Origin of the sequence: Micromonospora cabrerizensis, from assembly GCF_022230955.1 — a bacterium.
GTDB lineage: Bacteria > Actinomycetota > Actinomycetes > Mycobacteriales > Micromonosporaceae > Micromonospora > Micromonospora cabrerizensis.
Genome location: NZ_JAKKFI010000100.1, coordinates 1 through 22,548 on the forward strand (window position 1 = coordinate 1; position 22,548 = coordinate 22,548).

Below are 22,548 nucleotides of genomic sequence, written 5' to 3' on the forward strand. Positions count from 1 at the left end.
CGGGGGGGCGGGCCCGGGTCGGCCCGGGCGTGCTGGCCGAGGTTCGCCGGGTCCGATCCCGGATAGCCCTGCGAGGCACCAGCGCGGGCGAGCAGTGGGCCCGACTGGATCGGGCGGCACTCACCCTGGCCGGGATGGCCCCCCGGCTCACCGGGCTGGCCGGGCCCGCCGTGCAGGAGGCCGCCGCCGCGGACGCTTCGCTGCGCGACCTGGCCGCACGGGTGGCCAGCGTCGAACGTGCGCTGCGGCTGGCCCCGGCCGACGCCCGGGCGCCGCTGGCCGAGGCGCACGCCGTGCTCACCGCCCAACTGGAGGGCGGGGTGGCCGCCTATGAACGGCTGGTGGTCGCCGCCGCCGGTTACCTGGCCGAGGACGCCCGACCGGAGACCGCCCACCCGGCCGCCGACCGGCTCACCGAGGCGACCGACCTGCTGCACGGCGTTGCCGGCGCCCTGGCCGAGCTGCGCGCCGTCGGCACGCCGCTGCGCGCGCCCACCCGCTGAGAGCAGCGCCGACGGCGGGCCCGTCGGGCCGGTCACGGTGGTGTCGTGACCAGCACCGGGCCGGTGTACGGCGAGTTGCCCACGACGTTGAACGACCGGATCCGGTAGTGGTAGGTCACGCCCCGCGACAGCCCGGTGTTGGTGAAGCCCCGACCGGTCACGGTGAAGGTGGCGACCTCTTGGTCGAACGCCGGGTCCAGTGCCCGCTGCACGGTGAACCCGGCCCCGGGGCCGGTGGGTGTGCTGGCCGCCCAGGCCAGGATCACCGTCGCCGTGTCCGGCCCGGGCGCGCTGGCCGTGGCGCTCACCTCGCTGGGGGTGCCGGGCGCGGGTGGGCAGCTCACCGTGGCGACTGTCGACCAGGCCGAGGCGGCACCCAGGTAGGTGGTGCGTACGCGGTAGTAGTACGTGGTGTCCGGTGCGACGGTGACGTCGAGGTGGTTGTCGCTGACCCCGATCGCCGTGGTGCCCGGGCCGCTGGTGAACGTCGGGTTGGTCGCCCGCTGCACGTCGATGCCGGTGGCGAACGACCGGTTCGCCCAGCGCAACGCCACCCGCAGGGGCGCGGCGGGCGGCAGCGCCGCGACCAGGCCGCTCGGGGCCGCCAGGTGCACCGATGCGGGCACCCCGTTCGACCAGGACGAGTAGCTGACCGCGTTCTCCGCCCGGATCCGGTAGTGGTACGTCACCCCGGGGGTGACGGTCGCATCGGTGTACCGGGTGGCGGCGGCCGCGACGGTGATCGTGGTGACCTCGCCACCGAAGGTCGCGTCGGTGGCGCGTTGCAGCAGGTGGCTGGTGGCGGGTGGTCGTCCGCCGTTGCTGGTCCAGGCCAGGGCGATCGCGGGTAGCGCGGTGGCCGAGCCGGGCGCCGGTGTGGCGGTCAGCCCGGTCGGTGCCTTCGGGGCCACCCGCAGCACCAGCGGCCGGGTCATCCCGCCGTCGCGGTGACCGGCGAGGTGGCTGTGCCAGCGGTACTCCCAGCCCAGGTTGACCAGTTGGTTGACCACCATGGCGGGCCGCCCGTCCGCCGGGCTGACCGGCGTCGACCCGGTGCGGGCCCCGGCCGGGAGACCCGGGTCGAGCAGCCGGACGCTGTCGCCCAGCTTGAACGGCAGCACCGGGGCGACCGGGCGCAGCGCCACCACGACGTCCTCCCGGGGGTTGACCCGGACGACGTCCTTCCAGCCCAGCTCCGTGCCGTGCGGCGGCCGCAGCGTGCCGTCCCAACCGACGCGGTTGACCACCTGCACGTCGCAGCCGCCGAAGTGCAGCGGCTCGGTCTGCCGGACGTTGCCACTGATCCGCCAGAGCTGGGTGCCGTCGGTCGGGGTGCCCACCGGCACGGCGGGGTCGGTGGCGAAGAGCACCTCGGTCACCGGGTCGGCCGGGCCCAGCGGCAGCGTCGTCGGGTTGAGCGGGCCGGCGTGCGGGTGCCCGACGCCGAGCCGGCCGGCCCACCGGCCGTGATCCGGCTCGAAGACCTGCTGAGCGGCCTTGACCGCGATCGGCAGGGTTACCGGGCCGGCACCGCCCGCCGGGGTGAACGTCACAGTGGTGGCGTGCACCGGCACCGCCGTCTCCGACGCCGTGCGCGTGCCGAACGCCGGGTCGTACGCCGGCTGCGGCACGATCGGCGGGCGCTGGCTGGCCGCGTACGCCAGGGGCAGCCGTTCGCGCAGGCGGGCCAGGTCGTACGGCGGCGCGGGCGTCCCGGTGACCCGCAACTGGAGCAGGGTGCGGGTGTTCGGGCCGTACCCCGGCTCGGTGGGGGGCGGGCCACCCTCGGCGCTCCGGTCCGCCGCGTCGGTGTGCTGGTCGTAGCGGGGGTCGTAGCCCGGCAGCGGAGCCGGGGCGTCGTTGTACAGGATCAGCGTGCTGCCCGGCGGCACGGCGGAGAAGTCGACCAGCACGTCGGCCCGCTCACCCGGGGCAAGCAGCAGGGTGTGCCCGTCGACGTTCAGCACGGTCGGGTCGAGCCGGTCGTACCGGTAGCCGATCGGCCGGTTCGGCAGCACCACCGGGGCGGGCAGCAGCCCGGCCTCGTTCCCGATCTGGATGAACTCGGGCCCTGCCGTGCGCGGGTCCGGCACACCGCCGTCGCGTCCGTCGGTCGGCCACCCCGGCGGCCGGTCCGCCGCCCGCACGGCGGGCACCATCGGCACCTCGCCGGCGTCGGCGTCGGCGAGCACGCCGTCGGCCGTCCACATCGCCGCGTCGGAGCAGGCGCGGTAGAGCTGGAGGTTGAGGCTGCGGTCCAGGCAGGCGTTGAGGATTCGGAACCGGTACGCCCGCGGGCGGACCTCCAGGTAGGGGTAGGCGACGCCGTTGACGAGCGGGGTGTCGCCGTACGCCTCGGGGACCGCCGACGGGTGCGGCAGTCCAGGGCTCAGCGGCGGTTCGTCCGGGGCGTCCACCGGGTCGTGGTGCGGGTTCGGGGCCCATCCGTCGGTGCGGGTGTCCGGGGTGGGGTTGCGCGACCAGGGGCCGTAGTCCCACCGGCCGGTCGGGTTGCGTCCGCCGGAGCGGTACGGGTTCTGCCGCGGTTGGTACACGTGGGGGTGCCAGAGGCTTCCCCGGGCACCCCAGCGTTCCCGGTCCCAGGTCGGGTCCTCGGCGGCGAGCTGGGTGTCGTCCGGCACGAACGTCTTGTCCTCGATCACCAGCGGCAACTGGTCGGCCGGCAGCACGTCGTCGGCGACGAGCTGGTCCTCGGCCGGGTCGGTGAGCAGGTAGAGCGCGAGCTGCCCGCCGTAGACGGTGAGCCGGGCCAGGCCGAGGGTGTTGTCGTGCAGCCACAGCAGCCGTCCGCTCTGCTCGTTCGGGTAGTAGAGGGTGGTGGCGCCGGCACCCGGCGCCGGCATGTCCGGCACGTGCGTCACGCCCACCCCGGTCGGGTACGGGGTGATCTCCCCGGCCGGAGTGATCCACTGACCGGGGTTGCCGGCGCTGGTCCAACCGGTCTGCGCCCCGGCCAGGTGCAGCACCGCCCGGTTCTGCGGGTACGGGGCCGGCCCGTCCAGCGGGCCGGGTCCGGCGCCCGCGAGCGTGTCGTCCACGGGCAGGAACAACTCGCCGGCCCGGCCGGTGGGGAGCTGGTTGATGAACTTCACCCGGACCGGTCGACCCCGGCGGGCGAGGATCATCGGGCCGAGGTGCCAGGGCCGTTCGGGGGGCGCCACGGTGTTGTGGCCCGTCGCGTCGGTGCCCACGTTGAGCTGCCGGTAGCCGCGCAGCCGGGTGGCCGGCAGGTCCCGGTGCAGCCGCTGCGCGTACTCCTGGAGGCCGATCTCGTAGTAGTCGCACCCTGGGTAGCTGATGGTGTCCGGGGCTGCCACCGGCAGGTGGCTGCCGAGGTCGGTGCGGCCCTGCTGGCCCGGAACGGGCAGCGGGTCGATGAACTTGCGCAGCCCGGTGCCCGGCACCACCCGCCCGGCGGGGTCACGCGTGGGGCGGGGACTGTGGGCGAAGTTCGGCACGGGACCGAAGCTGCGCGGCACCACGGCCGGGTCCAGGCTCGGTGCCGGCGCGGCCTCCTCGGCGGTACGCGCGGCGGGCACGGACGCCGCCCGGCCGTTGGTCTCGCGGGTGGTCCGCTCGAAGAAGGTGGAGCGGAGCCTGCGGAACATCGCCATGACTCTCCCCGGGGTCGGGGCACGACGTCCGCCACCCCGACGTGGCGAACCTCGGCACTCTGCTGACGGTCGGTGAGGGTTCAACCGCAGCATGCGACTCCGGAGGCCGGATAGGAATTACCCAATCGTCCGTTTCTGGCGCGACGTTGGCGAATCGCCTGCCTGGTCAGCCCGGCTCAGGCCGGCCCGCGTGCTCAGGCTGGCAGACCGGGCACCAGTAGGTGACCCGCTCGCCCAGCTCCTCCTTGCGGATCGCCGTGCCGCAGCGGCGGCATGGCTGGGCGCGGCGGCCGTACACGTAGCTGGTCTGCCCCCGGTGCAGGGACCCGGTGCTGCTCTGCGTCCACCGACCCCGGTTGGCCGCCAGCAGCCGTTGCGCGAGGGCCACCATGCCGGGCAGGTCCGACACCGCGCCGACCGGGGTCCACGGCGACACACCCCGCAGGAACAGCACCTCGCACTTGTAGAGGTTGCCCACCCCGGCCAGGTTGCGCTGGTCGAGCAGCGCCTCACCGATGGTCTGCTCCGGGTGGTCGCCGAGCCGGCGGGCCGCCTCGTCCGGGTCCCAGTCCGGCCCGAGCAGATCGGGGCCGAGGTGGCCGACCAGCCGGTCCTCCTCGGCGGTCGGCAGCAGGGACATCTCGTGCAGGTGGTAGCCGACCGCGACGGCGGCGGGGCTGTGCAGCACCACCCGGATCAGGTGCGCGGGCCGTCCGCCCCACCGTTCCCCCGGGGCGTACGCCCGCCAGGCGCCGTCCATCCGCAGATGTGAGTGCAGGGTCCAGAGGGTGTCGGTCGCGGGTTGCCCGGCGGGGCTCCGGCCGGGGGAGCTGAGGCGCAGCAGCAGGTGCTTGCCCCGGCTGGCGGACTCGCGCACCGTCCAGTCGCTGAGGTCGGTGGTCGCCAGTTGCGGCACCCGGAAGTCACTCCTGGTGATCCGCGCGCCGGCCAGCGCGCGGTGCAGCACGCGCGCGGTGTTCCAGACGGTGTCGCCTTCGGGCACCCTGCCATCCTCCCTCTTTTGAGCAGGATTCGCATGTGTCGCTATTTGTACAGAGGTTCCTCATGATCTCCCGACATGCGAGGGTCAGAGAGTTCTGAGGAGAATGCCCATGAAGCGACCTCATTGTCGTATCCCATCCGTCGCCCTCGTCGCCACTCTCTCCCTGTTGCTCGCCGCCGCGCTCCTGCCCGCCACCAGCGCAGGCCGCAGCACCCCCGCCGCCGGCACTCCGATCATCCTCACCGCCGGGGCACCCGGTGGCGAACGGTGGAACGCCGACATCTCGGTCGTCGACCGGGACGACGTCAACGTCCGCCGCGCCGCTGCCGGGCTGCGACTGCGGGACGTCCGGCCCACCGGCCACCGCGCTCGAAGCCCACACAGCGCCGTCGCCGAGGGAATGCTGCTGACCACACCCCGCACCCTGGCCCGGCCGGCCACCCGGGTCCACGCCGAGATCAGCGCCTCCATCCCCGCCGGGGCGACCGTGGAGGCGCAGGTCCGCGGCTGGCGGACGGCCGGCTGGACGGAGTGGCGGGCCGCCACCGACGGCGCGGTCTTCGACCGGCCGGTCACCCAGGTGCAGACCCGGGTGGTGCTGACCGCGCCCGACGGCGGCGCCACCGCGACCGTACGCGGCGTGCGGCTCACCGCCGACGCGACCGCCGCCGCCTCCGCCGCCACGCCCGGCCGCACCTACCGGGTGTACGCCACCCGCATCGGCCTGGTCGGCGAGGTGACCGCCAACGGCCGCACCGTGCAACCCCGGGACCACTTCGTGGCACTCCCGTCGCGGCGCGGCCTGTCCCCGCTCAACACCGGCGACTACACCGTGCGGGTCTGCACGACCAGCGGTGCCCGCTGCGAGTACGCCCCCGTCTGGGACGTCGGTCCGTGGAACACCCGCGACGACTACTGGAACCCCTCGTCAGTGCGGGAGAACTGGAAGAACCTGCCGCAGGGCCGGCCCGAGGCGCAGGCCGCGTACCAGTCCGGCTACAACGGCGGGCGGGACCAGTTCGGGCGTACCGTGCTCAACCCGGCCGGCATCGACCTGGCCGACGGCACCTTCTGGGACGGTCTGCGGCTCACCACCAACGCCTGGGTGGACGTCGCCTACCTGTGGACCGGCGGCGGACCGCGTGGTGTGGTCGGTGACGGCCCGCTCAACATCCGCTCCGGGGCCAGCACGTCGTACGCGGTCCGTGGTCTCGCCGCCCGGCTGGCCCACGTGCCGATCCAGTGCTACGTCACCGGCCAGTCGGTCGCCGGTCCCTACCGCACCACCACCCGCTGGAACCGCCTGGCGACCGGCCAGTACGTCAGCCACGCCTACATCTCGGGCGTGTACGGCGGCAGCGTGCCGGTCTGCTGACCCGTACCCGCCCCGTCGGGCGCTGCGTCAGGGGCGCTCGTCGGGGCGGGCCGGGCGCTGCGTCAGGGGCGCTCGTCGGGGCGGGCCGGGCGCACCATGTCCTGGTAGCGCGGGTGGCTGGCACCGTAGACGGCGTAGTTGAGTCGAGCGTGCGAGAGGCTCAGGTCGCCGTTGGGGCCACCCCGGACGGCGTCGGCGTCCGCGTCGGTCTGGCCGTCGTCGGTCCAGAAACAGACCGGGCAGGTCCCCCCGCCGGTCCGGGATGCACAGCAGGGACAACCCACGGGAACCACTTGTTCACCCACCGGGGCAGCATTCCACAGTCGAACATCAGCCCGATACCCGCAGGAGGTCCCTCGGGGCCGCCCCGGGGAGGCCCACCGTGGGCTAACGCTCGACGTTGGCGCGCCACTCCAGGACGAGCTCGTCGTGCAGGGGGATCCCGTCATCGCCCACCTCCGGGATCTCCGGCTTGAGCAGGCGGGCCCGATCCACCGCGCCCCGGTCCACGCCGACCAGCCGCATACCGCGCCGCTGGTAGAACCGCAGCGCCCGCAGGTTGTCGTTCGAGGTGACCAACCACACCCGGGACAGGCCCCTCGACACGGCGGTGGCCGTCGCCGCCGCGAGCAGCGCCGTGCCGCCCCCACTGCCGGGCACGGCCGCGACCAGGCTGACGACCTCCAGGCCGTCCCCGTCCGCGTGGTAGGTCAACGCGCCGGCCACCGCCCCGGTGTCGTCGACCGCCACCAGGGTCGGCAGGGTACGCAGGTCGTGGCGGCTGTCGTGGGCGACCACGTACGGGCCGCCCCACTCGCGCTCGTGCAGCGCGTCGACCGCTGTCCGTTCGTCGGGTCTGATCGCCCGTACCTCGAACTCACCCACGCCCCGGCCTCCGCTCGTCGCAGTGTCGCCCTGCCGGCCGGGATCGTACCCGCGTCGAGTGGTCCAGCGGTGGGTGCCGGATACGGGACAGCGCAGTGACCGACCGGCCCCTCCCGTCGCCGGAAGCCGTTGGGCAGACTGCTCTGGTGACAATTCGGAGCCTGCCCGCCGTCGGAGCCCTGCTGGTCGCCGTTGCCCTCACCGCCGGTTGCGGCAGTGACGACGACGGCCGGTCGAGCGCAGCCCCGTCGGCCTCGTCCGAGGTGACCCCCACCGGCCTTCCGAGCGCGCCGGGGTCCGCAGCGTCCCCCACCACCAGCGCGCTGGTCGCCCCGGGGGCGCCGTCCGCCGGGGCACAGGGTCCGACCCAGCGGCGGCCGGCCAGCCCGCCCCCGGTAGTGCTGCCCAAACGTCCGGCCAGTGCGCCCGGGGCGAAGCAGGTCGTCGACGCCTTCCGCGCCGCCGGCCTGAAGGTGCCCAACCCCAAGGACCGCTCCGTCGACTGTGGCCCGGACGGTCTCGGTCTGGGCTGCTCCGAGCTGATCGCCACCGGTGCCGTCACGGTCTACGTGTTCCCGGACGAGACCAGCGCCAGTGACATCGCGCAGACCTGGGGTGGCCAGTCGTACCAGCGTGGGGCGGTGGTGCTGAACTACCTGGAGGCGAAGACCCCGGCCGCTGACCGCCCGCGCTACGAGAAGGTGCTCGACGGCCTGCGCTGAGCACCGAACCTGGCATCACGCTCGAAGCGGCATCGCTGGCCGGGCGACCGGCGGCGGGTGGGGCGGCTCAGCCGCGCAGGCGCAGGCCGCGGGGAGTGGCCCGGAAACCGGCGGCGGTCAGCGCGTCGCGCAGCGGTGAGGAGTGCACCGCCTCGCCGTCGGCCCGCTCCACCGACATCGCGCCCAACGCCCCGGAGTGGACGGCGTCGGCGAGCGCCTTGCCGGCTGCGGCCAGGGTGTCGGTGTCGTCGCTGAAGGAGAGCAGCGTGCGGCCGCCGCGCTCGACGTAGAGGACGAGGTCGCCACCGACCTGCACCACCAGCGCACCGGCCTTGCGGCCGGCCCGGTGCCCGGTCGACGGAGCGGCACCGTCGCCGGAGTCGAGCACCCGTTCCGGCCAGGGCAGTGCCGCGCCGTACGGGTTGGCGGGGTCGGTGGCCGCGAGCACGGTGGCCGGAGTGCCCCGGCCCCGGGCACCGTCGGCGGGGTCGGCCAGGGCGCGCAGCCGGTCCACCGCCCCGGGCACCGCGAACTGCGCCGCGCCCAGCCCTTCGACGAAGTAACCCCGGCGGGCCGCGCCGCGCTCCTCCAGCGCCGACAGCACCGGGTAGACCGCCGAGAACCCGCCGACCACCTGCTCGGCCATCACCGCGCCGCGGGTGACCACCCCGTGCCGCTCCAGCAGGACGTCGGCGAGCGCGGCGGCACGTCGGGTCGGGTCGACGTCCCGCTCGGGGAGGCGCGACCAGCGGCCGGCGACGGTCGGCGGACCACCCCGGGTGGGCAGCGCCACCCGACCGGGCCGCCGGTAACGGGTGCGTGGCGCGGACGGCCGCGAGCGGTGCGCCCCGCCCGCGCCGAGCACCGCCCGCAGCGGGGCCAGGGTGTCGTTGGTGAGGTGCCCGGCCCACACCAGATCCCAGATCACGGTGGTCAACGCCGCGTCGTCGGTCGAGCCGACCCGGTCGGCCAGCGGCCGGAAGAACAGCGCCTGCCCGTCGCCGAGGGCGTCGAGCACCGCGTCGTGCAGCGGAGTGCGGGTCAGCGCCTCGTCGGGCGGCGGGAGCAGCAGCGGTGCGGCGTCCGCGTACGCCAGGGTGACCCAGCCGTCGCCGCCGGAGATCGCACCCGACCCGGCCCAGAGCACCTCCCCGCTGGCACACAACTCGTCGAGCTGGGCGGGGGAGTAGTCGGCGACCCGGCCGGGCAGCACCAACCGTTCCAGCGCGGACGCCGGCACGGCCGCGCCCTGCAACTGCTCCACCGTCGCGGCCAGCGCCTCCACCCCTCGGGCGGACGAGCCGATCTGCTGCCAGCGGGGCAGGAACGTGGCCAGCGCCCGGGGCGGCACCGGCTCGATCTCCCGGCGCAGCGCCGCGAGCGAGCGGCGGCGCAGCATCCGCAGCACCTCGGCGTCGCACCACTGTGGGCCGGCCGAATCCGGGGTGAACTCACCAGAGACCACCCGCCCGGTGGCGCCGAGCCGGCGCAGCGCCTGCTCGACGACGAACACGCCCAGCCCGAAGCGGGCCGCGCAGCTGGCCGCGGCGAACGGCCCGTGGGTGCGGGCGTAGCGGGCCACCAGGTCACCGAGCGGATCGACCACCGGGGCGAGGTACGCCTCGGCCACCCCGACCGGCAACGCCACGCCGAGGGCGTCGCGCAGACGGGCGGCGTCCTCGACACCCACCCAGCGCTGCTCTCCGGCGATGCGGACCCGCAGCACGCGGCGGGTCGCCTCCAGCTCGGTCAGCCAGGCCTCCGGCACACCCCGCTCGGTCAACTCGGCGTCGCTCAGGTCACCGAGCACCCGCAGCAGCTCGACCACGTCCTCCGCATCGCGGGGGCGGCGCTGCTCGGTCAGCCAGCGCAGCTGCCGATCGGTCTCGGTGAGCACGGCCGGGTCGAGCAACTCGCGCAGGTCGACCCGGCCGAGCAGCTCACCGAGGAGAGTGGAATCCAGGGCGAGCGCGGCGGCGCGACGCTCGGCGAGCGGCGCGTCGCCCTCGTAGAGGAACGCGCCGACATAGCCGAAGAGCAGCGACCTGGCGAACGGCGACGGCGCGCTGGTCTCGACCTCGACCAGCCGCACCTTGCGGGTGGCCAGGTCGCGCATCAGGCCGGCCAGCGCCGGCTGGTCGAAGACGTCCTGGAGGCACTCCCGGGCAGCCTCCAGGGTGACCGGGAAGTCCGCGTACTCGCGGGCGACGTCGAGCAGTTGCGCGGCGCGTTGGCGCTGCTGCCAGAGCGGCTGGCGGCGGCGCGGGTCGCGGCGGGGCAGCAGCAACGACCGGGCGGCGCACTCCCGGAAGCGGGCGGCGAAGAGCGCGGAGGTGCCGACCGACTCCTCCACGAGCTGGGTGATCTCGTCCGGCTCGAAGACCACCACGTCGGCGCCGGGCGGCTCGTCGGCGGTGTCCGGAAGCCGGACCACGATGCCGTCGTCGGAGGGCATCACCTGGGCGTCCACCCCATAGCGCTCGGCGAGCCGGCGGCCCACGGCGAGCGCCCAGGGCCCGTTGACGCGCGCGCCGAGGACGCTGTGCACGGCGAGCCGCCAGTCGCCCAGCTCGTCGCGGAACCGCTCGACCACGACCGTGCGGTCGTCCGGCAGCGAACGGGTGGCCTCTCGCTGCTCGCGCAGGTAAGCCATCAGGTTGCTGGCGGCCCAGTCGTCCAGACCACCGTCACGCAGGGCGGCCAGCGCCGCCTCGTCGGTCTGCCGCAGCAGGGTGCGCACCCGGGCGCCGATGGCCCGGCCCAGCTCCACCGGCCGGCCCAACTGGTCGCCCTTCCAGAACGGCATCCGCGCGGCCTGACCGGGGGCGGGCGAGACCAGCACCCGGTCGGGCGTGATCTCCTCGATGCGCCAGGAGGAGGAGCCGAGCAGGAAGACGTCCCCGACCCGGGACTCGTAGACCATCTCCTCGTCCAGCTCGCCCACCCGGGCGGCCCGCTCGGCACCGGCCAGGAAGACCCCGAACAGGCCCCGGTCGGGAATCGTGCCGCCGCTGGTCACCGCGAGCCGCTGCGCGCCGGGACGGCCGGTGAGCAGGTCGGTGGCCCGGTCCCACACCAGCCGGGGGCGCAGCTCGGCGAAGGCGGTGGACGGGTAACGACCGGAGAGCATGTCCAACACCGCGTGCAGCGCGGAGTCGGGCAGCTCGGCGAAGGGTGCGGCCCGGCGGACCAGCACGGCCAGGTCGCCGAGCGGCCACGGCTCCAGGGCCACCATCGCGACGATCTGCTGGGCCAGCACGTCCAGTGGGTTGCGCGGGTAGTGCAGCTCCTCGATCGCGCCGTCGGCCATCCGCTCGGCGACGACCGCGCAGGAGAGCAGGTCGCCGCGGTGCTTGGGGAAGACCACCCCGCGGGAGATCGCGCCCACCTGGTGCCCGGCACGGCCGACCCGTTGCAGACCGGAGGCCACGCTGGGCGGCGCCTCGATCTGCACCACCAGGTCGACCGCGCCCATGTCGATGCCCAGCTCCAGGCTGGAGGTGGCCACCACCGCCGGCAACTGGCCGGACTTGAGCGCCTCCTCGATGTGCTTGCGCTCCTCGCGGGAGACGCTGCCGTGGTGGGCGCGGGCGATCACCGGCGCCGCGCCGCTGGCCGCGCCGGCCTGGGCCATCACCTCGGCCGGCGGCCGGTTGCGCACCGGACCGGCCGGGCCACCCCACAGCTGCGCGCCGGAGGCCGGGTCGTCGTCACCCGCCGGCTCGTCGCCGGCCGGCAGCCCCTCCGGTACGCCGATCGCGCCGTCGCCCGACGCGGCGGCCACCGCCTCGGCGGCCAGCTCGTTGAGCCGGGCGCAGAGGCGCTCGGCGCTGCGGCGGGAGTTGGTGAAGACGATGGTCGAGCGGTGCTGCCCGATGAGGGTGAAGACCCGCTCCTCGACGGCCGGCCAGATCGAGGCGCGGCGTGGCCCGGGGCCGCCGAGGTCGTCCTCCGGTGGTTGCTCCTGCTCGTCCAGGCGGGTCATGTCCTCCACCGGGACCTGCACGCTGACCTCGATGGTCTTCGCGGTGGCCGGCTGCACCACGTCGACCGGGCGGGCCCCGCCGAGGAACTGCGCGCAGGCGTCGATCGGGCGGACGGTGGCGGAGAGCCCGATGCGCTGCGCCGGAGCGGGCAGCAGCTCGTCGAGCCGTTCGAGGGAGAGGGCGAGGTGGGCGCCGCGTTTGCTGCCGGCCACCGCGTGCACCTCGTCGACGATCACCGTCTGGACGCCGCGCAGCGAGTCGCGGGCCGCGGACGTGAGCAGCAGGAACAGCGACTCGGGAGTGGTGATGAGGATGTCCGGTGGGGTGCGGGCGAAGGCGCGCCGCTCGTCGGCCGGGGTGTCGCCGGTGCGCATGCCGACGGTGATGTCGGGCGGTGCGACGCCCAGCCGGGTCGCCGCCTGCCGGATCCCGGCGAGCGGGGCGCGCAGGTTGCGCTCCACGTCGACGGCGAGGGCCTTGAGAGGGCTGACGTAGAGCACGCGACACCGCTGGCGGGCCTCGGCCGGTGCCGGCTCGCGGGCCAGCCGGTCCAGTGACCAGAGGAAGGCCGCGAGCGTCTTGCCCGAGCCGGTGGGTGCCACCACGAGGGCGTTGCGACCTGCGGCGACCGAGCGCCAGGCGCCGGTCTGTGCGGCGGTGGGGGCGGCGAAGGCGGCGTCGAACCAGGCGCGGGTGGCCGGGCCGAACCCGGCGAGCACCGCGCCGGCGTCTGCATCTGCCCCGGTCACCGGTCCATCGTGCCCCGCCGGTACGACAACCACGAGCGACCTGCGGCGGAATGTGCACCGACATCAGTAAAAAGCGTGGAAGGTGCGCTTGATCCGTTAAGTCTCACTTAACTGCTTGCTTCTATGGAGCAACATAAAGTAACTTCACTCGCAACGCGAACCGGGGTGAGGGGATTTGATGACCGGCGAGCAGCGCACCATCGAACCGGGCACCGACGTGCTGATTCGCAAGGTCGACAGTCATCTTGCCGCGCTCCGCGGTGGCGGCCTGCACGGTCCCGAGCTGGAGCTTGCCGAACGCCTCGCCCGGTGCCTGCGTGAGCTGGTCCTCTGTACCGCCCAGGCGAGCGCCGCCGATCGCGGCCAGGTGCGCGTCGCCGTCCACTACTTCGTGCTGCGCCGGGAGAGCCGAGGTCGGTTGCTGTCGGTGCGGTCGCTGGCCGCCGCGGAACGGGTGGTCGACCGGGTCGCGCGTCAGCTCGGCCGCCTCGACCTGCTGGCCGACCTCCGCCGCGACCACCCCACCCCCGACACCCCCCACCCCCTCGCCAACACCCTCTTCCACTAAACCCGCCCCCCACCGCCCCCGGCCCCCACCCCGCACCGCACCCCCACCCGGGTCGATCATGGAGTTGTGGTGGGTGACAAAGGCCCCGGCGTGGAACGAAACCGGCACCACAGCTCCATGGTCGGCGAGGTGGCAAGGATCTTTGCCTGCGCACGAATTCCGGCAAAACCGCCCGGAGAGCCACGAACTGGCGTCTGATCGCTGCTAGGCGCCACCGCTGCACGGGCGTCGGCCACCTCGATCGGGAGCGCAGGTGCTGGTACTGCTCGTCCTCCACCTCGTGGCGGCTCTCGCCGCACCTCTGTTCGTCCGGTGGTGGGGACCCAGGGCGTGCTACCCGCTGGCGCTCGCGCCGGCCGCCGCGTTCTGCTGGGCGCTGGCCCGCACTCCGGCCGTCAGCGACGGCGGGGCGGTGGTCGAGACGTACCCGTGGATCGGGCAGTTGGGCCTGGACATCGCGTTGCGGCTCACCACGTTGTCCTGGTTGATGACGCTGCTGATCGGCGGCATCGGTGCGCTGGTGCTGGTCTACAGCGCCCGTTACTTCCATGCCGGCTCGGTCGGGCTCGCGCAGTTCGCCGGGGTCCTGGTCGCGTTCGCCGGCGCGATGCTCGTCCTGGTCCTCGCCGACGACCTGCTGCTGCTCTACGTCGGCTGGGAGTTGACCACGATCTTCTCGTACCTGCTGATCGGGCACAGCACCGAACGGCGTTCCAGCCGGTGGGCGGCGGCGCAGGCGTTGACCGTCACCACGCTGGGCGGGCTCTCCATGCTGGTCGGGTTCATCATGCTGGGCGAGCACGCCGGCACCTACCGCTGGTCGGAGATCGCGGCTCAGCCACTGCCCGGCGGCGGGTACCTGGTGGGCGCCGTGCTCCTCATCCTGGCCGGCGCGCTGTCCAAGTCGGCGATCCTTCCGTTCAGCTCCTGGCTGCCGGTCGCCATGGCGGCACCGACGCCGGTCAGCGCGTACCTGCACGCCGCCGCCATGGTCAAGGCCGGCGTCTACCTGGTCGGGCTGCTGGCGCCGGCGCTCGCCACGGTCGGTCCGTGGCGGCCCGTGGTGCAGGTCGCCGGCGTGGCCACCATGCTGGTCGGCGGGTGGGCCGCGTTGCGGCAGACCGATCTGAAGCTGCTGCTGGCGTACGGGACGGTCAGTCAGCTCGGCCTCCTGATCGCGGTGACCGGGTCGGGCACCCCGGACGCCGCCCTGGCCGGCGCGGCGATGCTGCTGGCGCACGCGTTGTTCAAGGCGGCGCTGTTCCTGGTCGTCGGCATCATCGACCACGGCACCGGCACCCGTGACCTGCGCGAGCTGTCCGGGCTACGGAACTGGTCCCGGCCGCTGTTCGTGGTGGCGGTGCTGGCCGCGGCGTCGATGGCCGGGGTGCCGCCGTTGGTCGGCTTCGTGTCCAAGGAGGCGGTGTTCGGGGCGTTCACCGATCAGCCGGTGCTCCTCACCGGCCTGGTCGCCGGGACGGTGCTCACCGTCGCGTACAGCGCCCGCTTCCTCTGGGGCGCGTTCGCCGACCGGTCGGGGGTGGAACCGGTCCAGTCGGGACCCATCGCCGCGTCCCTGCTGGTCCCGCCGGCGGTGCTCGCCGGGGTCGGTCTGCTCGCCGGCCCGGCCGCGAGCGTGCTGGACGAGCTGCTGCGTCCGTACGCCGATCTGCTCGGTGGGGTCGACGCGCACCTGGCGCTCTGGTCCGGGCCGACCCCGGCGCTCGGCCTGTCCGTGCTGGCGCTCGTCGGCGGCGGCCTGCTGTTCGCGGTGCGCGGGCCGTTGGCCCCGGTGCTGGCCCGGCTCCGCTCGCCGGTGAGCGGCAACCAGGGGTACGAGTGGGTCGTGGGCCGGTTCGACCGGGCGGCCATCGAGGTCACCGGCGCGACCCAGCGCGGTTCCCTGCCGCAGTATCTGGGCATCATCCTGGTCACCCTGGTGCTGGTGCCCGGGGCGGCGATGATCTCCGCCGGCCCGTGGCGGGCCCGGATCCCGCTCTGGGACAGCCTGCTGCAACCGGTGGTCGTGTTGGTGATCACGGTCGCCGCGGTGCTGGCGGTCGGTGCCCGCCGTCGCCTGACCGCGATGCTGCTGGTCGGGATGACCGGCTACGGCACCGCGATGCTCTTCGTCCTGCACGGCGCACCGGACCTGGCGCTCACCCAGTTCCTGGTCGAGACCGCGACGATCGCGGTGTTCGTGCTGGTGCTGCGGCGTCTGCCGCAGCGGTTCTCGGCCCGTCCGATGCGGCGTACCCGCTGGGTTCGCCGGGCGATCGGGGTGGCGGTGGGTGTGGTGGCCGCCGGGCTGGCCCTGACCGCCGCCGGTGCCCGCCGGGCACCGGACATCAGTGCGGCCTTCCCGGATCTGGCGGTGGTCGAGGGGTACGGCCGCAACGTGGTCAACGTGACCCTGGTCGACATCCGGGCCTGGGACACCATGGGCGAGCTGGCGGTGCTGGTGGTGGCCGCGACCGGGGTGGCCAGCCTGATCTTCGAGCGGTCCCGCACCGGGCCGCGACCGCGCCGACCGGAGTCGGGTCAGCGGTCGGACGAACCCGGCCGGCCGGTGTGGCTGCGCGGCGGTCCCACTCTCTACGAGGAGCGCCGGTCGATCGTGTTGGAGGTGGTCATCCGGCTGATCTTCCACACCGTGGTGCTGTTCTCCCTCTTCCTGCTCCTCTCCGGGCACAACGCGCCGGGCGGTGGCTTCGCCGGCGGTCTGGTGGCGGGTCTCGCCCTGGTGGTCCGCTATCTGGCCGGCGGCCGGTACGAGCTGACCGAGGCGGCGCCGATCGGCGCCGGCGCGATCCTCGGCGCCGGGCTGGCCATGGCGGTGGGCAGCGGCGTGGTGGCACTGCTGGTCGGCGGGTCGGTGCTGGAGAGCGCCAAGGTCGACCGGGTCCTGCCGCTGGTCGGCGACGTCCACCTGGTCACGTCGCTCTTCTTCGACATCGGTGTGTACCTGGTCGTGATCGGGTTGGTGCTGGACATCCTGCGCAGCCTCGGCGCCGAGGTGGACCGGCACATCGAGGCCACCGGGACGGCCACGGGTGGCCTGGCCGTCGACAAGGGGGACCGGGCGTGAGCGCGAGGACTGAGCCGGGTTTGCGAGCCCCGCAGTCGCGAACAGAGGCGGAACAGTGACGGCGAGCGGCGCGGGCCCGACGCTGGTGCTGGTGCTGGCCGTCGCGGTGCTGGTCGGTTGCGGCGTGATCCTGCTGTTGGAGCGCAGCCTGACCCGGATCCTGCTCGGGGTGATCCTTCTCGGCAACGGGGTGAACCTGTTGATCCTGCTGGGTGGGCGCTCGGGTGGGGCGCCGATCGTCGGCACCGGTGCGGTGGACCAGATGAGTGATCCGCTGCCGCAGGCGATGGTGTTGACCGCCATCGTCATCACCTTCGGGTTCACCGCGTTCCTGCTGGCGGTGGCGTACCGCAGTTGGTATCTCACCGGCGACGACGAGGTGCCCGACGACCTGGAGGACCGGCAGATCATCCGCCGGGCGGTCCGCAACGAGGAGAGCGCTGTCGACCACGGTGGGGAGGGGCCGAACGGCGACCCGGAGCAGGTCGATCCCGAGCCCGCCCGCCGTCGGCTCCGGCGCGGGGAGGAGGCGTGATGAGCGCGCTGGTGCCGCTGCCGGTGGTGGTGCCGCTGCTCGGTGCGGCACTGACACTGCTGCTGGCCGGACGGCCCCGACTCCAGCGCGCGATCAGCGTGCTCTGCCTGGGCGGCACTCTCACCGTGGCCCTGCTGCTGCTCGTGCAGGCGTACCGGCACGGGCCGGTGGTGGTGGCGGTCGGTGGGTGGCCGGCCCCGGTCGGCATCGTGCTGGTCGCCGACCAGCTCGCCGCGCTGATGGTGGTGGTCTCGTCGGCGGTGACCCTCTGCGTGCTGCTGTACTCGATCGGCCAGGGTCGCAGCGAGAGCAGCGAGTCCACACCGGTGGAGATCTTCCACCCGACGTACCTGGTGCTCACCGCCGGCGTCACCAACGCGTTCCTGGCCGGTGACCTGTTCAACCTCTTCGTCGGGTTCGAGATCCTGCTGGCCGCGAGCTTCGTGCTGATCACGCTGGGGGGCACGGCAGCCCGGATCCGGACCGGGTCGACGTACGTCGTGGTCAGCATCCTCTCCTCGATGATGTTCCTGATGGCGGTGGGACTGGTCTACGCGGCCACCGGCACGCTCAACCTGGCCCAGCTCGCCCAGCGCCTCGACGACCTGCCCGACGGCGTCCGACTGGCCCTGGAGCTGATGCTGCTGCTGGCGTTCGCCATCAAGGCGGCGGTCTTTCCGCTGTCGGCCTGGCTGCCGGACAGCTACCCCACCGCACCCGCCCCGGTCACCGCCGTCTTCGCGGGCCTGCTCACCAAGGTGGGCGTGTACGCGATCATCCGCACCGAGACGTTGCTGTTTCCCGGCGGGCACGCCGACACGTTGCTCATGGTCGTCGCCGGTCTGACCATGGTGATCGGCATCCTCGGGGCGGTGGCCCAGTCCGATCTGAAGCGGCTCTTCTCGTTCACCCTGGTCAGCCACATCGGCTACATGATCTTCGGGGTGGCGCTGAGCACCGTCGCCGGTCTCTCCGGCGCGATCTTCTACGTGGTGCACCACATCACCATCCAGACCACGCTGTTCCTCGTCGCCGGGCTGGTCGAGGAGCGCGCGGGCAGCACCGACCTGCGGCGCATCGGTGGGCTGGCCCGGGTGGCGCCGCTGCTCGGGGTGCTGTTCTTCGTCCCGGCCATGAACCTCGCCGGGGTGCCGCCGTTCTCCGGGTTCCTCGGCAAGCTCGGCCTGCTCCAGGCCGGGGTGGCAGCCGGCGGGCCGCTGCCCGGGGTGCTGGTCGCGGCCGGCACGGTGACCAGCCTGCTCACGCTCTACGTGGCGTCCCGGGTGTGGAACATCGCCTTCTGGCGTGCGCCCCGCTCGGCCACCAGCGAGCCGGCCGTCCCGCTGCCGAAGCTGATGGTCGGGGCCACCGTGGCCCTGGTCGCCCTCGGGCTGGCGCTGACCCTGCTGGCCGGTCCGCTCTTCGACGTCACCACGGACGCGGCCGCCGACCTGCGACTGCGTACCCCGTACGTGCAGGCCGTGCTGCCGGGCGGTGTGCCGTGACCGGCCCCCCTGAGCCGGCGCCCGACGCCCCCGGGCCCGCCACCGTGGGGCGCGGACGGCTCGGGCGCTGGCGCGACCAGGTGGTGGCGCTCGGGTGGCTGGTGGCGGTCTGGAGCCTGCTCTGGGGCGACCTCAACTGGGCCAACCTGGTCGGCGGCCTGCTGGTGGGCGGCGCGGTGCTGGTGTTCTACCCGCTGCCGGCGGTCAGCTTCGGCGGTCGGCTGCGGCCCGGGGCGCTGCTGGTCTTCGCCGGCCGGTTCGTGATCGAGCTGGTCAGTGCGAGCCTGCACGTCGCCCGGATCGCCGTGCAGCCCGGCTACCGGCCCCGCGGGGCGATCGTCGCGGTCCGGTTGCGGGTGCCCAGCGACCTCAACCTGGCGCTCACCGCCGAGGCGGTCTCGCTGGTGCCGGGCACGTTGATCCTCGAGGTGGACCGGGATTCCGGAACGCTCTACCTGCACGTGCTGGACACCCACGGCCCGGGGGACCTGGAGGTCGCCCGGGACCGCACGCTCACCGTCGAACGGCGGATCGTCCGGGCGGTGGGCTCCGCCGCCGAACTGCGCCGCATCGAGACCGACTCTCCCGCGAAGGGAACCCGCTCGTGACCACGTTCCTGGCCGTCGTCCTCACCGTCCTGCTGTCGGTGACCGCGCTGCTCGCGCTGCTGCGCCTCTACCGTGGCCCGTCACTCGTGGACCGGGTGATCGCCGCGGACATGCTGCTGGCCACCATGGTCGGCGCGGTGGGCGCCGAGGCGGCGGTCAACCGCCACGCCACCACACTGCCCGTGCTGGTGGTGCTCTCCCTGCTCGGCTTCGTGGGCTCGGTGTCGCTGGTCCGCTTCGCGGTCCGGGAGCAGCAGTGATCGCCACGATCGCCGACTGGCTCGGGGCCGGTTGTCTGGTGGCCGGCGCCCTGCTCGGCCTGGCCGCCGCGATCGGCGTCCTGCGATTCCCGGACGCGCTGAGCCGGATGCACGCCGCCACGAAACCGCAGGTGCTCGGGGTGATGCTGTTGCTGCTGGGCATCGCGTTGCGGCTGCGGTCCCCGGCGGACCTGGGCATGATCCTGCTGGTGGCGGTCTTCCAGTTGGCGACCGCACCGGTCGCGGCCCAGATGATCGGGCGGGCCGCGTACCGGTCGGGGAGGTTCGACCGGGGCCTCCTCGACGCCGACGAACTGGCCGAACGGGGTTCCGGCAGTGGGCCGGCGGGGCCGGCATGACGACCTGGCGAGTGGCCGGCGAACCGGACGATCCGCTCCTTCGGCCCACCCCCAGCGGAGTCCCAGCCAGCGCCGATAAAATAGCGGCATGATCGACTCTTCTGCCCAGGAGGGCAGCAGTAGCCAGCCGGGTCGTGCCCGGCATATCCCCGTACCGACGACCCCGGGAGCCCTGAGCGACCCGTGTTGATCGTCGTTGGTCTCCTTCTGATCATTTTCCTCACTGCCGCCACCGGCTACTTCGTGGCGCAGGAGTTCGGCTACGTCGCCGTGGACCGGGGCAAGCTGCGCCAGCTCGCCGACGACGGCGACCCCGCCGCCGCCCGGGCCCTGACCGTCACCAGCCGGCTCTCCTTCATGCTCTCCGGCGCCCAGCTCGGCATCACCGTCACCGCCCTGCTCGTCGGTTACGTCGCCGAGCCGTACCTGGGCGGGGGCCTCGCCGACCTGCTCGGCGTGGCGGGTGTCAGCGAGGCCGTCAGCCTGCCGCTCTCGGTGGCGTTGGCCCTGGTCATCGCCACCATCGTGCAGATGGTCCTCGGTGAGCTGGCCCCGAAGAACCTGGCCATCGCGCGGGCCGAGCAACTGGCCCGGGCGCTGAGCCGCTCCACCCTGATCTACCTGGCCGTCGCGGGGCCGCTGATCCGGCTCTTCGACCGGGCATCGGTACGCCTGCTGCGCCGGCTCGGCATCGAGCCGATCGAGGAGCTGCCCAGCGGCGCCACCCCGGCGGACCTGGAACAGATCATCGCCGAGTCCCGCGAGGAGGGCAGCCTCGACGCCGAGATGTCCACGCTGCTCGACCGAGGTCTGGACTTCCGCGAGCTGACCGCCGGGGAGGCCATGGTGCCCCGGGTCGACGTGCACACCGTGCGGGCGCACGAGCCGGTCAGCCGGGTGGTCGAACTGCTGGACACCGGTCACTCCCGCTTCCCGGTCCGGGGAACGGAGGGCGTCGACGACCTGGTCGGCGTCGTCGGCATCGCCGACGTGCTCGGCGTACCCCCGGGGGAGCGGGCGACCACCCCGGTGAGCGCGGTGGCGGGGCCACCGCTGCTCGTACCGGAGACGTTGCCCCTGCCCACGGTGCTCGACCGCCTGCGCTCCGGTCACCGGCAGATGGCGTGTGTTGTCGACGAGTACGGCGGCTTCGCCGGCGTGATCACGTTGGAGGACATCGCCGAGGAACTGGTCGGCCCGATCCGCGACGAGGACGACCCACCGGAGCGGGCGCCCGCCCGGCAGGACGACGGGTCCTGGGTGGTGCCGGCGCGCTGGCGGATCGACGAGGTCGCCGACAGCACGGGCATCGCGCTGCCCGAGGCCCCGGAGTACGACACCCTCTCCGGGCTGGTGATGCGGGAGCTGGGTCGCGTGCCGGAGGTCGGTGACCGGCTGGAGATCAGCCTGCAACCCGAGGGCGCGGACGGCGAGGTCAACGAGGCGGAGCCCCGCGCGCTGGTCGAGGTGCTGGCCGTGGACCGGCACGTGGCCGACTCGGTGCGGCTTCAGCTCACCAAGCCGGGGGTGACCGCATGAGCGCGAAGAGTGAGCTTGCGAGCCCCGCAGTCGCGAATGAAGGAAAGCGCCGATGAGCCCCGGTATCGCGCTGTTCAGCTCGGTGATCCTGCTGGCGCTGAACGGGTTCTTCGTGGCCGCCGAGTTCGCCCTGGTGGCCAGCAAGCGCTACCGCCTGGAGCAGGCGGCGGCGAACGGTGGTCGGGCGGCACGCGCCGCGCTGGACGGCGTCCGCGAGCTGTCGCTGATGCTGGCCGGGGCGCAGCTCGGCATCACGCTGTGCACCCTCGGTCTCGGTGCGCTGGCCGAACCGGCGATCGAGCACCTGCTCAGCCCCCTGCTGCACGCGGTGGGCCTGCCGGACGCGGCCAGCCACCTGGTCGCCCTGATCTTCGCCCTCGGGGTGGTCACCTTCCTGCACCTGGTGGTGGGGGAGATGGCACCGAAGTCGTGGGCGATCACCGACGCGGAGCGCTCGGCGACGCTGCTCGCCCTGCCGTTCCGCGCCTTCGCCCGGGTGTCCCGGCCGGTGCTGTCCGCGCTCAACGCCCTGGCCAACGCGATCCTGCGGCTGTTCGGGGTCAACCAGCAGGACCAGCTCGCCCAGGTGCACGGCCCGGACGAGCTGCGGATCCTGCTGGAGCAGTCCCGTGAGCACGGGCTGCTCGGCGCCGAGCAGCACCAGTTGCTGACCAGCATGCTGGAGTTGCAGGGCACGTCGGTGGCGCAGGTGATGGAACCGTTCGCCACGATGGTCACCGTCCGTCGGGACGACCCGGCCGGGCGGATCGAGGAGGTCAGCCGGGCCAGCGGGCGGTCCCGACTGGCGGTGCTCGACGAGGCGGGCGACGTCTGCGGCCTGGTGCACGTCCGGGAGGCGGTGCGGGTGGTCACCACCGGTCGCGTCGCCACCGCGGGAGAGCTGATGACACCCGCGTTCACCCTGCCCGCGACGTCCTCGGTCACCGAGGCGGTGGCGGCGATGCGGGCGCGGCAGTCGCAGCTCGCGCTGGTGCGCAACGGCGGTGGCCCGGCCCGGCCGATCGGCTTCGTGGCCCTGGAGGACCTCCTGGAGGAGGTCATCGGCGAGTTCGACGACGAGACCGACACGGTCCCGCGCGGGCGGCGGTTGCGCTGAGGGGTCGACCCGGCCGCACCGACGAGGTGCGGCCGGGTCAGCGGCGCGCTTGAGATCACCCCGACGGGGTAGGCGCGGCTGGTGCGGGGCGGCGCTGCCCCGCTCCGGGAG

17 protein-coding genes are annotated in these 22,548 nt (G+C 73.8%); 12 read left to right on the top strand and 5 right to left on the bottom strand.

All coding sequences use genetic code 11. The annotated features are described in order from the left end of the window. Positions 1 to 503 (top strand): phage shock envelope stress response protein PspM (gene pspM / locus LADH09A_RS26545; protein ID WP_443677161.1); only part of this gene is annotated, 503 nt, incomplete at its 5' end. 32 nt (positions 504 to 535) lie between these two features. On the opposite strand, the gene LADH09A_RS26550 is transcribed toward pspM, so the two are convergent. Continuing rightward, positions 536 to 4,138, bottom strand: coding sequence for a hypothetical protein (locus LADH09A_RS26550; RefSeq protein WP_238648328.1), 3,603 nt, complete (start codon positions 4,136 to 4,138; stop codon positions 536 to 538). 166 nt (positions 4,139 to 4,304) lie between these two features. Continuing rightward, positions 4,305 to 5,141, bottom strand: coding sequence for a DNA-formamidopyrimidine glycosylase family protein (locus LADH09A_RS26555; RefSeq protein ID WP_238648329.1), 837 nt, complete (start codon positions 5,139 to 5,141; stop codon positions 4,305 to 4,307). Positions 5,142 to 5,250: 109 nt separating this feature from the next. Here LADH09A_RS26555 and LADH09A_RS26560 point away from each other — a divergent pair, with 109 nt between their 5' ends. Further along, complete coding sequence (locus LADH09A_RS26560; protein ID WP_238648330.1) at positions 5,251 to 6,516, top strand: DUF8814 domain-containing protein; 1,266 nt, start codon at positions 5,251 to 5,253, stop codon at positions 6,514 to 6,516. Positions 6,517 to 6,578: 62 nt separating this feature from the next. Here LADH09A_RS26560 and LADH09A_RS32005 read toward each other — a convergent pair whose 3' ends face one another. Both LADH09A_RS32005 and LADH09A_RS26570 read right to left on the bottom strand, forming a co-directional pair. Next, positions 6,579 to 6,821, bottom strand: a complete 243-nt coding sequence (locus LADH09A_RS32005; protein ID WP_110566168.1) for a CPCC family cysteine-rich protein — start codon at positions 6,819 to 6,821, stop codon at positions 6,579 to 6,581. 82 nt (positions 6,822 to 6,903) lie between these two features. Continuing rightward, positions 6,904 to 7,401, bottom strand: a complete 498-nt coding sequence (locus LADH09A_RS26570; RefSeq protein WP_238648331.1) for a GNAT family N-acetyltransferase — start codon at positions 7,399 to 7,401, stop codon at positions 6,904 to 6,906. Positions 7,402 to 7,547: 146 nt separating this feature from the next. Here LADH09A_RS26570 and LADH09A_RS26575 point away from each other — a divergent pair, with 146 nt between their 5' ends. Beyond that, on the top strand, positions 7,548 to 8,123 hold the full coding sequence (locus LADH09A_RS26575; protein WP_238648332.1) for a hypothetical protein: 576 nt from the start codon (positions 7,548 to 7,550) through the stop codon (positions 8,121 to 8,123). 67 nt (positions 8,124 to 8,190) lie between these two features. Here LADH09A_RS26575 and LADH09A_RS26580 read toward each other — a convergent pair whose 3' ends face one another. Next, the gene (locus LADH09A_RS26580; RefSeq protein WP_238648334.1) at positions 8,191 to 12,858 is read right to left on the bottom strand and encodes an Lhr family helicase; all 4,668 of its coding nucleotides are present in this window, start codon (positions 12,856 to 12,858) and stop codon (positions 8,191 to 8,193) included. 178 nt (positions 12,859 to 13,036) lie between these two features. Here LADH09A_RS26580 and LADH09A_RS26585 point away from each other — a divergent pair, with 178 nt between their 5' ends. The 9 genes from LADH09A_RS26585 (at position 13,037) to LADH09A_RS26625 (ending at position 22,437) form a co-directional block, all read left to right on the top strand. After that, complete coding sequence (locus tag LADH09A_RS26585; RefSeq protein WP_238648337.1) at positions 13,037 to 13,426, top strand: hypothetical protein; 390 nt, start codon at positions 13,037 to 13,039, stop codon at positions 13,424 to 13,426. A 253-nt stretch (positions 13,427 to 13,679) separates the two neighbouring features. Continuing rightward, the gene (locus LADH09A_RS26590; RefSeq protein WP_238648338.1) at positions 13,680 to 16,514 is read left to right on the top strand and encodes a Na+/H+ antiporter subunit A; all 2,835 of its coding nucleotides are present in this window, start codon (positions 13,680 to 13,682) and stop codon (positions 16,512 to 16,514) included. 55 nt (positions 16,515 to 16,569) lie between these two features. Beyond that, positions 16,570 to 17,049: a Na(+)/H(+) antiporter subunit C gene (locus tag LADH09A_RS26595; protein ID WP_238648340.1), complete on the top strand. Its 480-nt coding sequence runs from the start codon at positions 16,570 to 16,572 to the stop codon at positions 17,047 to 17,049. Next, positions 17,049 to 18,554, top strand: coding sequence for a Na+/H+ antiporter subunit D (locus LADH09A_RS26600; RefSeq protein WP_238648341.1), 1,506 nt, complete (start codon positions 17,049 to 17,051; stop codon positions 18,552 to 18,554). Before LADH09A_RS26595 ends, LADH09A_RS26600 begins: the two co-directional genes overlap by 1 nt. Further along, the gene (locus LADH09A_RS26605; protein WP_238648342.1) at positions 18,551 to 19,162 is read left to right on the top strand and encodes a Na+/H+ antiporter subunit E; all 612 of its coding nucleotides are present in this window, start codon (positions 18,551 to 18,553) and stop codon (positions 19,160 to 19,162) included. The genes LADH09A_RS26600 and LADH09A_RS26605 overlap by 4 nt, the downstream gene beginning before the upstream one ends. Continuing rightward, the gene (locus tag LADH09A_RS26610; protein WP_179782637.1) at positions 19,159 to 19,422 is read left to right on the top strand and encodes an MrpF/PhaF family protein; all 264 of its coding nucleotides are present in this window, start codon (positions 19,159 to 19,161) and stop codon (positions 19,420 to 19,422) included. Before LADH09A_RS26605 ends, LADH09A_RS26610 begins: the two co-directional genes overlap by 4 nt. Continuing rightward, a complete protein-coding gene (mnhG, locus tag LADH09A_RS26615; protein WP_238648381.1) occupies positions 19,422 to 19,781 on the top strand; it encodes a monovalent cation/H(+) antiporter subunit G in 360 nt (119 codons plus the stop codon). The genes LADH09A_RS26610 and mnhG overlap by 1 nt, the downstream gene beginning before the upstream one ends. A gap of 183 nt (positions 19,782 to 19,964) precedes the next feature. Next, a complete protein-coding gene (locus tag LADH09A_RS26620) occupies positions 19,965 to 21,320 on the top strand; it encodes a hemolysin family protein (protein WP_238648343.1) in 1,356 nt (451 codons plus the stop codon). A gap of 52 nt (positions 21,321 to 21,372) precedes the next feature. Beyond that, entirely contained in the window at positions 21,373 to 22,437 is a 1,065-nt protein-coding gene (locus LADH09A_RS26625; RefSeq protein ID WP_238648344.1) for a hemolysin family protein, read from the top strand. The last annotated feature ends 111 nt before the right edge of the window (positions 22,438 to 22,548 follow it).

Excerpts from the sequence above, each read along its gene's own strand:
- LADH09A_RS26625 (WP_238648344.1), top strand. The coding sequence starts at position 21,373 with ATGAGCCCCGGTATCGCGCTGTTCAGCTCGGTGATCCTGCTGGCGCTG.
- LADH09A_RS26550 (WP_238648328.1), bottom strand. The coding sequence starts at position 4,138 with ATGGCGATGTTCCGCAGGCTCCGCTCCACCTTCTTCGAGCGGACCACC.
- LADH09A_RS26585 (WP_238648337.1), top strand. The coding sequence starts at position 13,037 with ATGACCGGCGAGCAGCGCACCATCGAACCGGGCACCGACGTGCTGATT.
- LADH09A_RS26560 (WP_238648330.1), top strand. The coding sequence starts at position 5,251 with ATGAAGCGACCTCATTGTCGTATCCCATCCGTCGCCCTCGTCGCCACT.
- LADH09A_RS26600 (WP_238648341.1), top strand. The coding sequence starts at position 17,049 with ATGAGCGCGCTGGTGCCGCTGCCGGTGGTGGTGCCGCTGCTCGGTGCG.